At 50.8% G+C, this 13,766-nt stretch carries 8 protein-coding genes; 6 read left to right on the top strand and 2 right to left on the bottom strand.

Annotation, left to right across the window (positions count from 1 at the left end; genetic code table 11):
• The first annotated feature begins 356 nt into the window (after nt 1–356).
• From ABXT62_RS10160 to ABXT62_RS10135, 6 genes are all read left to right on the top strand, one after another.
• Entirely contained in the window at nt 357–1,457 is a 1,101-nt protein-coding gene (locus tag ABXT62_RS10160; protein ID WP_415355144.1) for an efflux RND transporter periplasmic adaptor subunit, read from the top strand.
• Nucleotides 1,457–4,642 (top strand): efflux RND transporter permease subunit, encoded by a 3,186-nt coding sequence (locus ABXT62_RS10155; protein ID WP_415355143.1) that lies wholly within the window; start codon nt 1,457–1,459, stop codon nt 4,640–4,642. The genes ABXT62_RS10160 and ABXT62_RS10155 overlap by 1 nt, the downstream gene beginning before the upstream one ends.
• A gap of 562 nt (nt 4,643–5,204) precedes the next feature.
• Nucleotides 5,205–5,744 (top strand): SRPBCC family protein, encoded by a 540-nt coding sequence (locus ABXT62_RS10150; protein ID WP_415355142.1) that lies wholly within the window; start codon nt 5,205–5,207, stop codon nt 5,742–5,744.
• A 138-nt stretch (nt 5,745–5,882) separates the two neighbouring features.
• Nucleotides 5,883–7,265: an FG-GAP repeat domain-containing protein gene (locus ABXT62_RS10145; RefSeq protein WP_415355141.1), complete on the top strand. Its 1,383-nt coding sequence runs from the start codon at nt 5,883–5,885 to the stop codon at nt 7,263–7,265.
• Nucleotides 7,266–7,635: 370 nt separating this feature from the next.
• Entirely contained in the window at nt 7,636–8,178 is a 543-nt protein-coding gene (locus ABXT62_RS10140) for an HD domain-containing protein (protein ID WP_415355140.1), read from the top strand.
• A gap of 108 nt (nt 8,179–8,286) precedes the next feature.
• A complete protein-coding gene (locus tag ABXT62_RS10135; RefSeq protein WP_415355139.1) occupies nt 8,287–8,946 on the top strand; it encodes a glutathione S-transferase family protein in 660 nt (219 codons plus the stop codon).
• Between the two features lie 257 nt (nt 8,947–9,203).
• Here the strand turns inward: ABXT62_RS10135 and ABXT62_RS10130 are convergent, their stop codons facing one another.
• Both ABXT62_RS10130 and ABXT62_RS10125 read right to left on the bottom strand, forming a co-directional pair.
• Complete coding sequence (locus tag ABXT62_RS10130) at nt 9,204–10,781, bottom strand: PQQ-binding-like beta-propeller repeat protein (RefSeq protein ID WP_415355138.1); 1,578 nt, start codon at nt 10,779–10,781, stop codon at nt 9,204–9,206.
• A 250-nt stretch (nt 10,782–11,031) separates the two neighbouring features.
• A complete protein-coding gene (locus ABXT62_RS10125; protein WP_415355137.1) occupies nt 11,032–13,608 on the bottom strand; it encodes a histidine kinase N-terminal 7TM domain-containing protein in 2,577 nt (858 codons plus the stop codon).
• Nucleotides 13,609–13,766: the final 158 nt, after the last annotated feature.

The raw sequence follows: 13,766 nt of genomic DNA, 5'->3' as shown, positions 1-13,766 counted from the left end.
TACATGCCATCCAGAAACAGGATGTGGAAATAATCTCCTGTTCACAATACAGTCTCCCGTGTCACAATGTGCAGTCAAGTCTGCAGTTAGTCAACGTCGAACGCTTTAGAGTTCAAACGAAAATATTTGATGAGATTGATGCCACTTGCATTATTCGTAGGACGACTCTAAACACTACGGCCCCTCATTCGTCGCTGTTCTCAACAACAGTATTGTGGGCGGCGGTAAAGTCTCCAAGGTGATCCAGAACACACCCTGTGCTTCCCAAATACGTTATACTAAACCGGAGAAATCTCATCTTCAGCTTTTCTATCAGCACAGTGTTCTCTGTGCATGTTCATTGATCGGAGTTCAACATGATACGCCCCTTGCCGATGCTGCTTATCGCAGGTCTTTTTGTCAGCTCAACGCTTTACGCAGAACCGGTAGCGGTTGGGTATACCTTGGTCAGGGAGTCAGGCGCTCTCAGGAATAATTCCAATTTCGGTCGTGTAGAGGCGATCAGGGACACAGATATAAGAACTCGGGTCAGCGGCACCCTTGACATGTGGCACGTGCGAGAAGGTGACCACGTCAGTAGGGGCACAATCCTTGCGGAGGTTGACCCCAGGGTTTATCAGGCCAATGTGCGCGTCGCTGAAGCTGAGGTCGCAAAAGCTCAAGCGGCACTTGAACTCGCTACGTTGGAACAACAACGCCTGACGTCGCTGCTAAAGAAACAGGTGATATCTCAGTCAGAGTCAGATAAAGCTACTGCTATGCGAAAAGATGCAGAAGCCGGCCTTGCCGCGGCGGAAGCTGCTCTTGAATTGCGCGCACTTGATCTCGACTACACACGAATCGAAGCACCCTTCGATGGCATGATTGGTTTGTTCACAAGGGACGAAGGCGCGTATCTTGAAGCCAATACTGTACTCTCTAACCTCATACAAATTGATCCTGTGCGTGTCGAAATTTCAGTGTCCGAAACTGAATTCATCAATTATCGTCGCAACGTGCAACAGCGTGACTCGAGCGAGCCAGAGCCGGCTGTAGACCGCGCGTTAATCCTCGCAGACGGTAGCCGCTATTCACATACGGGCCAAATGATGTTTGTCGGCAACAGACTCAACCCTGAAACGGCGACCTTGTCACTTTTTCTGGAATTCCCCAATCCGGATTCGTTGCTTACACCCGGCCAGTTTGTCAATGTGATATCTACACGCAGTCGCTCGGAGCCTTTACCTGCCGTACCGCTATCCAGCATCATCAGTGATATCGACGGAGACTACGTTTTGTTAGTTAATGAAGACGACCGTGTCACTCGCCGCAATATTACGATCACGGATAAAACCGAAGCACTGGCTCTGGTTGGCAGTGGTCTGATTGTTGGTGAGCGCGTCATCGTTCAGGGGCTTACCAAAGCCAAAATAGGCTCTCAGGTCTCTGCCGAATTTGTTGGCGAGGAAGGTTTCTAATGCGGGTCCCTCGCTTTGAACGCTATATTTATGTCGAAAAACCGCGATTGGCCATGGTCATCGCAATATTGATTTGTATCGTCGGTTTTATCTCTCTCAATCAATTGCCTGTTTCACAATTCCCCAGCGTTGCACCGCCGAAGGTCTCTGTTACCGCTATTTATCCTGGTGCAAATGCTGAAACCATTGCCGATATCCTGGCGACACTGATCGAGGATTCGGTGAATGGTGTCGAAGGTATGGAGTATATGGAGTCGGTGTCACGCGACAGTGGGCGCTATGAACTCGAAATAGTATTTGAGCAGGGCACGAATGAGGACATGGCGATGATCCGCGTTCAAAACAGTATCCAGTTAGTGCAATCTCAGCTGCCGGTTGAAGTGATTGAACAAGGGATCTCAATTGAAGCGCGGGGCAGCTCGTCACTGGCCAGAATCGCTTTTTATTCGCCAGATGACAGTCTTGATGATGTGTCCATTAACAATTATGTTGATTTAAATGTACTGCCAGCTATTAACCGTATTAGAGGCGTTTCGAGTGCTGAGATTCTCGGCGGCGGCCAATACAGCATGCGTATTTGGACGGACCCCAAAGCGATGTTTCTGCGTAATATCAGCCCCAGTGATATTGCAGAGGCGATTGAAAATCAGAATGTGCAGGCCACCGGCGGAAAAATTGGCTCGGAGCCGATTCCAAAAGACCAGATATTCGAATATACCGTGAGCGGCCAGGGCCGTTTTGACAATGCCGGGCAGTTTGAAAATGTTATTGTCAAAACGGATGGAAAAGCTGGAATCACTCGCTTGCGGGATGTTGCGCGCATTGAGTTAAACCGAAGCGATTATCAAGTTTCTGCTCAGTACAGTGGCCGTCACCCGATGGCAATGCTAAATATTTCGCAAAATTCGACCGCCAATGCACTGAGCGTTATGGCGGTTGTCCGCGAACAGTTGCAGCAAGCGGAACCGTACTTTCCTCGGGGCATGACCTATTCGATAGTTTATGATTCTACAGAATTTGTCGATGCCACTATCAGTGAAATTATAACGACACTTTTGATCACCGTACTACTGGTCGTTTTTGTAACCTATATATTTATGGGGGACTGGCGCATGGCACTGATTCCCAGCTTGGCCATACCGGTATCGCTGCTGGGCAGTTTTATTGTTCTGGCCGTACTGGGTTACTCCGTTAATACCATAACTTTGTTTGCTCTAGTCCTCGCTATCGGTCTAGTGGTTGATGATGCGATACTGGTGGTCGAAAACGTACAACGTCTCATGGCAGAGGAGGGACTATCGCCCGCTGATGCCGCACGCCGTTCAATGGCGCAGGTGAAAGGTCCGGTGATCTCGACCACGCTCGTTTTATTGAGCGTTTTCGTACCCTTTGCGTTTATGCCTGGCATGACGGGTGAACTCTATAAGCAGTTTGCGATTACCATGTCGTCGGCGGTTATTTTCTCATCTCTGGTTGCTCTGACCTTGAGTCCGGCGTTATGTGTTGTATTGCTTAAGCAGGGAAAAAAACAGCCTGCCATGGTTATTGCCGTCGAAAAGCAGCTGCATCGAATTCGCGGAAAATATACCGCTGCTGCCGGATGGTTTACTCGGCGACCTGTATTTGCTGTGTTGCTGGTTATCCCGTTCGCGGCTGTCGCCTACTATCTTTACGATGCTCGACCACAAGGCTTTGTACCTATTGAAGATCGTGGCACGCTATTTGTCGATATCAGCTTGCCTGACGCCGCCGCATTGCCCCGCACTGAAAAAGTAGCTCAGAGGGTTGCTGATATTATTGCCGAAATACCTGAAGTCAGTAATTTTATTTTGGTGAGCGGTCGGAATATGTCAGGTCCCGCGAGTAATGTCGCTATGGGAATTGTTCGGCTTCGTCATTGGGACGAACGACCAGACACAGCGCAATCGGCTTTTAGTATCCTTGACGAATTACGACAGGCACTCGACGGAATTCGTGAAGCAGATATTAATGTGATGATGCCTCCTTCCATAAGTGGAATGGGACGCTCTGGCGGCATCAACGGCCAATTGCTCGGCGTTACCGGGCAGACGCCGAGTGAGATGTCTGCTGCAATGCGTGCTCTGCTTGTCTCTGCTCGCAGCGAGGAAAGCATTGGCAATGCGTTTTCTAATTACACGGCAGAATATCCCCGCTTGTTTTTGGACATTGATCGCGAGAGGGCCGAAGTATTGGGCATCGATGTCTCTGTGATATTTTCAACTTTGCAATCACAGTTCAGTCAGCGTTATGTAAACGATTTCAATTTGCATGGGAAATCTTATAAAGTCTATATGATGGCGGATATGGATTATCGCCGTGACGGTGACGATGTTTTGAACACGTACGTAATGAGTCGCAGCGGCACCATGGTGCCATTACGATCTGTCGCTAAGCTCGAAAAGACTGTTGGACCCGATAAAATCGAACGGTTTAATCAATACACTAGTGCCAGCTTCAACAGCAGTGCCGCAAAAGACGGATCGACCGGCGAGGTCATGTCGGACTTAGAAGCGATCGCACGTGAGCAGCTACCAGAAGGCTTCTCTGTCGGCTGGTCTGGAATCAGTTTTGAACAGAAGAAAGCGGATGGTCAAAATGGATGGATTTTCATTTTGTCTCTGGTTTTTGTCCTTCTATTCCTTGTTGCACAATATGAAAGCTGGTCCCTCCCGTTAGCCATTTTGCTATCGGTTGTGATTGGCATTTTTGGTGCTACAGTCGGATTAACTCTGGCCTCATTAGAAACGAATATTTATGTACAGATTGGCCTGGTAATGTTGATCGGGTTGGTGTCAAAGAATGCTATTTTGATCGTCGAGTTTGCTAAAGAAAAGCGCGAATCTGGTCTATCGATTATCGATGCAGCAAATACGGCCGCCAAGCAGCGTTTTCGGGCGGTAATTATGACCGCCTTCTCATTTATATTAGGCGTATTGCCATTGATTTTTGCAAGTGGCGCCGGCGCCATTAGCCGTGAAATGATTGGATACACGGTTTTTTCAGGAATGCTGGCAGCGAGTACGTTTGGCATCGTCTTGATACCCGCATTTTACGTCTTGTGTCAGCGCAGTCGTGAAGCGTTCCATCATCGTTTTAATCCACAGTTGGGCACGGATATTGTGGAAGAAGCGACAGACAGTAAAGCCGGCCAAGAGAGCCCGTAACGGCGCTGACAAGACACCGTGTGCGGTAGCAAGTATAGGGCAAGTAAAAGAGCTATGGAGGAAAATATTCTTTCAGTACGCCGATGCTTTACCGCAATGGAACCGAGCGATGGCCGCTCAGTTTGCTGAAAGCGCGCTTGCACTGGCCCACGTGCCAATCTTTTTGGGTCGACTGCAGCTGGCAACTCACAGGAAGTCATGCCAACCCAATGGTCAGCGGTGTCCCTGCTGATTGAATTGTGGTGACGCGTATTCTGCTACGGCCCTTCCTCGCAAAAGGGGACAGCAGGTGAGGCTCGTGCCGGCGGTGCCAGAATTGGCCGAACAGGGGTGTCGTGTACTTTCCTTCGCAGGTGATCCAGAATCCGCTCAGTGACGTCCTGATTTTCAATGCAAGCGGTAACTTTCACCGTACCCCCGCAGCATGTTCTGGGTCAGTGGGTTCGAAGAATGAAGTCGGGCGATTGCTTGAGACAGTGGGACTGGTTTATCTTGGACTCAAGAAGTTAACTTGTCAGTACCTATCTAAGGCATAATTAGCAGACCGCTAGGATAATAACGAATGAAACAGAAAAAGTTCCTGATTTTCACAATTGCAATCGCAGTCGTCTTTGCAGGATTGTATTTTTTGGGCTCCACTCGCGTCCCGCCGTTATATACCATTAAGACGCAGATAGTGCTTCCCGCCAGCCCAGAGAAAAGCTGGGACGTATTGACTGACTTTGCACGCTATCCCGATTGGAACCCGTATTTACCCAGAGTTGAAGCAAAATTTGTCTCTGGAGAGAGCGTCTCGTTTACCCTTGTGGACGAAAATTTTCCTGAACCGCTTGAGCTTGCTGCGCAGCTGGGTGAAGTGTCAGTTAATAGGAGCTTTTACTGGACGGGCCGACTGGGCATTCAGGGGCTCTTTGATACGAGGCATGTTTTTGAGCTATACCCCCGTGATGACGGCAATACAGATCTACACCACTATGAAGAATTCAGGGGCATTATCCCAGCGCTACTGCCGCGAAGAGAGAAGCGCGCAGAATACACTCGTGCAGCCTTCGAACGCATGAATATGGCGCTATACCAACGCCTGAAAGCAAGTGCTAGCTGATCGAGTTAATGGCGGTAAGGTATTGACAGATGAACTGGCGACAACGGCAAAAGCCCGCCGCTGAATAACCACAAGATGGACCCGCATGAGTTGTAGGATAAGGGTCACTCTCAACTAGGCGTGCACGTTAATCCACAGATGAAAACTCTAAAACTCAATTGGTCTCAAGCGGAAACAGCCAGCGGGACAATTCAGGCGTTACGATCTTTGATAGCAGTTACACTAACGGCGTTTACGGTGAGCGCGTGTAGTTCAAAGCTTGACACTACTGCATACTGGCCCATGCACACAATTGACAACACATTTGAAGGGGCCGACGGTGTCGATGCTAATGATATCGACGGAGATGGTGACGTAGACCTGGTTGTCGGATGGGAAGAATCCGGTCAGGCGGCGCTGTATGAGAACCCGGGGGCGCCCAATGTGTTGGAGAATTGGCACCGGACCAACATCAGTGCCGGACTGGATGTCCGGAAAATCGAAGATGCACAATTCGCCGATTTTAATAGCGATGGAAAAATTGACGCCGTCGTTAGCGCTACCGAAAATCGCAATGAGAAGGTCAACATCCACTGGCTTGTAGACAGGAATGACATCTTCAATAATGATTCTTGGAAAAGTGCATCGATTGTTCCGTCCATTCAACTGCCCTTCATAAAGGTTGCTATTGGGCAAATAGACGGTTCTGGTGCCAACGATATCGTGGTCGGCTCCAAGAATGACAGCAGACCCGGCAAGCTTTTATGGTACCAAGCACCCCAGGATCCGGATTATACCAATTCGGACCAGTGGAAAGGATGGCCAATTGCTGATATTAACTGGATTACAACGATTCTAATTATAGATATAAATCAGGACGGTGATAATGATGTCTTGATGTCGGACTGGGCTACTCTGTCATGGTTCGAGAATCCCGGTGAGGAAGCTATTCTTAACAACAGGCAGTCAACCTGGGTCAAGCATGTTATCAGCAAGGAGGCAAATTCGAATTTTACAAATTGTGCGGTGGACAAGAAAGACCCATCAAAAATTCATTTAATCGTGAGTAATGTAACCGCAAAAGAACATGTCGAAGTAGGCGGTCCGATTCTCTACTCAGTTAAAAAAGATTTCGATCAAGCAGGTAACTGGTCGGGGAAATGGATTAAAAATACATTGAGTGCGCTGGAAGCCATGCCCAGCGATGTAGGCAAGCATGACTACGATATCAAAGGAATCGCTTGCGGAAATATCGATGGCAATGAAGAGACTGACCTGGTGATATCAGCCAGCGGCTATGGGCATGGGATTTTTGCATTGATGAACTTACAAGATATATCGGGGGACCAGGCCCTGCACCTGAAAGTCATATCCGATAATAATCACAATACCCGCAAAGGCATCAAGCACGATAATCTCTTGTTGAACGATCTTGATGGAGATGGCGATCTGGATGTTATAACAACAGAAGAAAACGGGAACACGGGCTCGTATTTTATCGCCAGGGGCCTAGGCCTGATATGGTATGAAAATCCGCTTTAGCAGTCTGGTCCGCCTGTTCGAACCTTAAGGTACTGGAAAATCAAGTTGTCGTTACCCAGCCGGCGCCTACCGGATCATTTCATAGGCTGTAACAGAAAGGATGTCAGGTCCTCGCCAGATGGGTCTGTCAGTGCATACGCAGGGTCTTCAAACTAGGCCACTCAAGGCCGACTTCATTCCAATGGCACTTCGGGTGCAACGTTAGGAGGGAGGCCCGGAGAAGCCCATTAGCCTTTCGCAGAGAGGTGGTAATCTGGAACAGACCAGAGCGGTGCTAAGGTAATCTTGTATAGCGACTTTTAATGCACAGCTGGTATGATAGTGATCAATAAGCTAAGTGACGAGTTAAAAACAACAGGATGACGATGCTATGTTCACGAGAATGCAAGATGGCACTCCCGAAGATTGGGCCGTAATTGGAGCCGCGCACAAAGAACACTTTTACAAGACACCGGCACATCTCATGGATATGTTGCGTAGCCTTAAAAATATCACCGCCGGGTTTGCCTGCGATCAGCTGCAACACTCTTTAATGACAGGCACCTTGGCGCGACGCGACGATGCTACCGACGAAGAAGTGGCTATTGCCTTGCTGCATGATGTTGGCAAGTCCGTGAACATTCCCAATCATGGGCCCATTGCGGCAGAATTGATGCGACCCTATGTGTCAGAAGATGCGTATCACGTGATTTATAACCATCAGCATTTTCAAGGAAAATTCTATTACACGTTTATGGGTGAAAACCCGAATATGCGAGACGATTTTACCCAAAAAAGCTGGTATGACCTTGCGGTAAAATTGGTAGATCGCTGGGATGCTCCCGCGTTCGATCCTGATTTTGAGGCCGATAGCCTGGATTCGTTTGAGCCGCTGTTGCAAAAGATTTTTTCGCAGCCAGGACGCGTGCTCTAACCGTCTCCTTTACTTGATGTATTCCCGTGAGGCGGCCCGGATACGGTGCGCCTTGGCGAGTACGCTGAAAAATTTAAACACACAATAAACCAGAGCGAGAGCGACAGCATGCTGACATTGCACGGATTTCCGTTTTCAAATTATCATAACATCGTAAAGCACGCGCTGATGCAAAAGGGTGTGCCCTTTGACGAGCATATTGTGTATCCCAACACGCCTGAAATGCTGGCGGTAAATCCCACCGGAAAAGCGCCGGCCATGACGACAGAAAAAGGCACACAGCTATCCGAGTCGAGTGTTCTGCTAGAGTATCTGGAAGATGCCTACCCAGAGCATTCGTTATTCCCTGAAGATGTTGAGGTCAGGGGCAGGGTTCGGCAGTTAATGAAGGTGTCTGAGCTCTATCTTGAACTCGCTGCCAGACGTTTACTGCCTGCGGTTCTGGGCAATATAGAGTTCCCCCAGGCTACTTTGGACGAAGTGAAGTCTGTATTGGAGCGCGGAGCACACTCTTTGACGGCTCTGGCTAACTTCGGCCCCTATCTTGTTGGACCGGAACTAACACTTGCCGATATTTATTTGCGTTACGCCCTGGCAATTCCAAAGATGGTTGGCCCTGCCAAGCTAGACTGGAATGTGATGGAGGTAGTGCCAGGGCTTGCCGATTGGGATGCGATGATGGCCAGCACCGACATCGCCCAAAAAATTGACGCTGACCAGAAGGCAAACGCAACCGAGTTTATGGCGTTTATTTCTAAGCCTAAATAGACGTACCGCTAACTTAAGCCGCTGTCACTGCAAGAATCAGGTGATGAATACTTAAAAACGCCATATGTTGCTGCCTCCCGCTGATGCGATTCCGACGGGCGTTCGCCGCGGCAGTGTGATCACAGAAGTGACATCGCGAGTCTAAAGCGTGCAAAGATACGGAATCGGGTTGCCTGAGGCTCTGGCTTTCAAGACATCAAAACCGGCCGACGTTTAACCGCCCACGAGTTAGGCCGGACACAGCGCGGTTTTTCTCTTCATTGGTTTGTCTGTCTCAGCCTGAAGGCGAGGAAGGCATTGCCACCTTTCTGGCCGAAGCTTGAATAACCGGCAGAGATGAACATCATGTCTGCCGCGACCATGGGGCCATGTACATCGATAGGCCCGCCTTCGGCTCCTATGCCGCTGACCGACTCGTAGCTGCGCCAACTATCGTGGTACCACAGTTGCTCGCCGTCTGCCGCCCGATAGGCCATGATGCTACCGTCGAGGCGCCCCGCAAATACCAGATCGTTGGCCGCTGTTATCGCGGCAGAAAAACCGCCATAACAACCCTTCCGATTGTCGCAATTGGGCTTGGGTGTAGCTGACCACTGCTGTGTGCCGTCGTCAATACTCAGCGCATAAAGCCCCGGAGCGGGCTGTAATTGACCTTCCGGCAATATACTGCGATCACTGATAGGTACAAACAGTGTGTTCAATTCAGGATTGACCGCCATCCCCCAGTGAATTCCGCCGAGCTTGCCGCCCTGGCCAGCGCGCATCTGCCACAAAATTTTCCCATTGTTCGGATTCATGGCGTGAACCACACCGGATTTCTGCCCGGCCAGCAAGATATCGTTGTTGGCGGAATCCTGTGTGAGTATTGGCGGAGCACCGAAGTCCAGGTCGGGACCATTCGACTCTGGACAGCTAGGGCCACCGATCTCACAAGCTGCGTTGTAAGCGTCCTGCTCGGTGAACTGCCGTTTCCAGATCAGCTCTCCACTATCCAAGTCCAGAGCAAAAACGGCGTCACTGGTGTCGGTGGCAGGGTCGGTGTAGTTCTCGCCGGTGCCAAAATAGAGACGATTACGCTTGGGGTCAACCGCTGGGGATTGCCACACCGGAGCGCCGGATGGGCCAAGTTTGTCAAAGAAAAACCAGTAGTTGCCGCGCACGCTGGCCTTGTCTTCGATAGTGTAGAAGCGCCAGATCTCATCGCCGCTGACGGCGTCAAGTGAAGCCACTGAACCTCGGAAGTCACAGCACTCGTAGAAGGGCACCGCGGCCACCATTAGCTCGTAGGAAGATACGGGAACAAACAGTCGCCCTTGGTGAAAAATCGGCGTTCCGGTCACCATGGCGAAGCGGTGGGGATCCATTTCTTTTTGCCAGACTTGGTCTCCATTGAGTGCATTTAATGCGTAGACACTGCCTTCAAAAGTGCCAAAGAATAATAGCGTATGCGTGACCGCGTTGTGTTCAACCCGCCCATGTACTATTGCAGTGCGAATATCGCCATCCGCCTGAAACCGCCAGCGCAGGCAGCCGGTTTCTCGCTCGAGTGCGTAGAGGATGCCTGCGTCAGAGCCTATGTAAACCGTATCCTCGGTAATCAGGGGGTACGAGTGAGGGGATTCACTGTCCTCAAATCCAAACACCCAGGCCAGTTCCAGTTCATCGACGTTGTCGGCGGTGATGCTGGTGTTTGCAGAACTCTGATAACGACTGTTGTCGCTTGAGATTCCCCAGCTATTGGAAAAAAAGCGCTCATTGCCCGGTGTAGACGGACAATCTGCTGCATGGGTGCAAGCGGTCGCTAGAAGTAATGCCAGGGTAAAAATATAGCGCATTCGAATCAATAGCCCTTTTGTCGAAAAATAAGCAGAGGTGAGTTCCTACGATAAGTATAGAGGCTATGAACGGTATGTTGCGAGCCGAGTTTATCTTCAAGCCTATACGGCGCAATGCCTGCCCCCTGATTGAGCGCAATGAGTGCGCCCAGCAGCATGACTGCGATGTTGGGTGCGTCCCAAAAAATTGGCTTAAAGTGGGGTGGGATAAAGGGGTTTTGAGACTGGAGGTCGGTCCAACGATGCCTGTTTAAGATTCTCCGGGATTCAAGAGTGACGCTACCGCAAGAAGAAGTGATTGGCTCCGGTAGGGCTTCTGAATGAAGCCATCACAAGCAGGATTCCATCCCTCTAGGTCCTGCAGTGCCTCTTGAGGATGACCACTCGACATGATGATTGGCAGTTCCCTGTGTATCTTTCTGAGCTGCGACCATGTCTCGATGCCGCTGAGTCCTGGCATCGTGATATCCATGATCACGAGCTGCAGTGCCGGTCCAATTTCTTCCACTGTAGCAAGCGCCTGTTCTCCATTTGAAGCAAGGTGAACATTAAATCCGGCGCCAGCGAGGTGCGTTGCCAGAATGGCACGAATTGGCGCTTCGTCGTCGACGATGAGGACGTCCCCATTCGCGAAACTTGGGGAAGCAGAGAAGCCGATGTCCTTTGAGCTGGGGTGAGAACGCTCTTGAGCCGGGAGCATGAACGTGAAGTTGCTTCCTTGCCCCTGTTTCGTCTCGATTCTAAGCTGGCCCTCGTGGCTATCCAAGATGCCCCGTGTGGCCGCCAGCCCCAGACCATGTCCGGCAAACTTTGTGGTGAAGAAGGGATCAAAGATCTTCGTTAATGTTTCGACATCCATTCCCTCTCCATTGTCGCGAATCGAGACATAGACAACGTCTACCGAGATATCTCCATGCTCGATGCATGCGTACCTGTCACTCATCGGCGCGGGGCGCCCGATGCCCGTGACGATTTCGATAGTACCCTTGGCGTTGTCGATTGCGTCGGCTGCGTTCGTGATCAAGTTCATTAACACCTGACGGATCTGAGCGGATCCCCCGCGAATGAGCGGAAGATCGTCCTCCAGACGAAACTGAATCTCGATGTTTTTGGGGATTGTTACAGAGATCAAATTGGCCACCTCACGGATCAGCAAGGATAAATCCAGACTCTTTGTCATAAAGGTGGTCTTGCCAGCATAGGCGAGAAGCTGGCCGGTGAGTTCTGCGGCGGTTGTGGCCGCCACCTCAATATCGGCCAGTGCTTCCTGAATCGGGGCAGCGGAGTGGGTCCCCTTACGAGCGATCTCTGTATTGCCCAGGATCGTCATGAGCAGATTGTTGAAGTCGTGGGCGATACCGCCCGCCAACAGACCGAGACCTTCCAGTTTCTGTGCTTGAATCATGGCCTGCGATTCGCGCCGCGCCTGCGTCACATCGGACATTCGCCATGCCCTTCCTTGAAATCCTCGCGTCGTCTCTATGGGTAATGTTCTCACTTCGAGAATCCTGCCGTCGCGCATCATGAGATCGCACGACTCTCGTCTTATCGATTTGAATGACTCCCCCTCAGAATTCCACATCCATTGCATTGTTTCTGGCGGGGGCTCACGAAGTATTGTGCCTAAATGAACCTGAAGTTGATGGCCCAGGTCGAACATCTCTCGAGCCGGCATCCTCCACAGATTCGCAAACGCTTCGTTAATATACCGAATTTCACCGCTCTGCTCTTTGAAGAGGAGCCCCTCTCCCATCGCGAGGTCGAGAGCCTCAAACAATGCGAAATGTTCCTCAGACTTGTCCAGTGCGTTTCGAAGCGCCGTCCGATCTCTCAGTCGCAAACACAGTCCTATTTCGTCCCCGTGATTTCTCTCAACGATGGAGACTTCGATCAGGACGTAGCTTTCGATTCCCGACGGTGATGTGAATCGGTGTTCTTGCGAGTGCGGCGCATTTTCATCGGAGCCCGCGAGTGAAAAGCTAGGCACGGCAAGTGCGAGAATTTCATCAATTGGAGCCCCAGGGTTTAATCTCCCCTGACCGAAGAGTGCCTGTGCGTTTGGGTTTGCGTAAATTAGTTGGTGGTGACGGGTGACGATCACGATAGGGTCAGCGTCATGGTCGAGAACGCCCGGTAGAGAGACGGACTCTAGCACGAAGAGGTCGCGGCGCTCGACTGCAAATAGAAAGAGGAGGCAGCTGAACGCGTAGCCGAGCGCGGTCGGGTCGAACGATAGCGCCACGGGACTGAACACGTAATACATGCTCATCGACATCGGAATGGAGACGGCGACGACAAGGATCCAGCATTGCGCGCGTATCGTTGGATTCTGTGCGAAATATCCCTCCCGCGCATGGACGAATACTGTCGCGCAAAGGGCAGCGTAGTTGACGATAGCTGTCACGTACCAGAGCGGCCCGTACTCACTTCTCCCTAGGGGACGCGTTTCGATAAACTGTCCATGCCAGGGATTCGTGATTAGGGTGATCCAGAGCAGGACATTGATCGTGACGAGCACGGGAAAGGCTGACCGAAAGGGGATCTTTTGATGCCCCACCATCTCTGAAAAGCGCGTCGTAAAAAGCCACCAGCCCGGCGCGATCATCAGCAGGCCGGTGTAGACCATAAGCATTCCGGCCCAGCGGATCTCTAAGTCTTCCGACCAGATTGAGGCGAGGAGGTCGCCGAATGAGAAGATGAGCGCCGAGAGGAAGACCATGGGAAGCGCCGGCCACAGCGCTGCCGGTGGACGCCGGTAAAAAACGTGCGTAGACATCGCCACTAAAAGAACGATCCCAAGTAATGTAGCGATTTGGGCTTCGGACATACACCAATCCAGTTATGTGTTGCAGAGTTTAAAAGCCACCGTGTTCATCATGCCACAAACCCGCACCCCAGAGTACAGGGCATATGTTTGATCGGGTCGCAGCCGCACCTGTATTGGCGTTCAATATAATGGCGCAGTCGATTTTCGTTGTGCCGGAC

This window comes from Halioglobus sp. Uisw_031 (assembly GCF_047729875.1).
In the GTDB taxonomy this organism is placed as follows: Bacteria; Pseudomonadota; Gammaproteobacteria; order Pseudomonadales; family Halieaceae; genus Marimicrobium.
This window is presented reverse-complemented; position numbering and strand designations above follow the sequence as displayed.

Excerpts from the sequence above, each read along its gene's own strand:
- ABXT62_RS10160 (WP_415355144.1), top strand. The coding sequence starts at position 357 with ATGATACGCCCCTTGCCGATGCTGCTTATCGCAGGTCTTTTTGTCAGC.
- ABXT62_RS10155 (WP_415355143.1), top strand. The coding sequence starts at position 1,457 with ATGCGGGTCCCTCGCTTTGAACGCTATATTTATGTCGAAAAACCGCGA.
- ABXT62_RS10150 (WP_415355142.1), top strand. The coding sequence starts at position 5,205 with ATGAAACAGAAAAAGTTCCTGATTTTCACAATTGCAATCGCAGTCGTC.
- ABXT62_RS10145 (WP_415355141.1), top strand. The coding sequence starts at position 5,883 with ATGAAAACTCTAAAACTCAATTGGTCTCAAGCGGAAACAGCCAGCGGG.
- ABXT62_RS10140 (WP_415355140.1), top strand. The coding sequence starts at position 7,636 with ATGTTCACGAGAATGCAAGATGGCACTCCCGAAGATTGGGCCGTAATT.
- ABXT62_RS10135 (WP_415355139.1), top strand. The coding sequence starts at position 8,287 with ATGCTGACATTGCACGGATTTCCGTTTTCAAATTATCATAACATCGTA.
- ABXT62_RS10130 (WP_415355138.1), bottom strand. The coding sequence starts at position 10,781 with ATGCGCTATATTTTTACCCTGGCATTACTTCTAGCGACCGCTTGCACC.
- ABXT62_RS10125 (WP_415355137.1), bottom strand. The coding sequence starts at position 13,608 with ATGTCCGAAGCCCAAATCGCTACATTACTTGGGATCGTTCTTTTAGTG.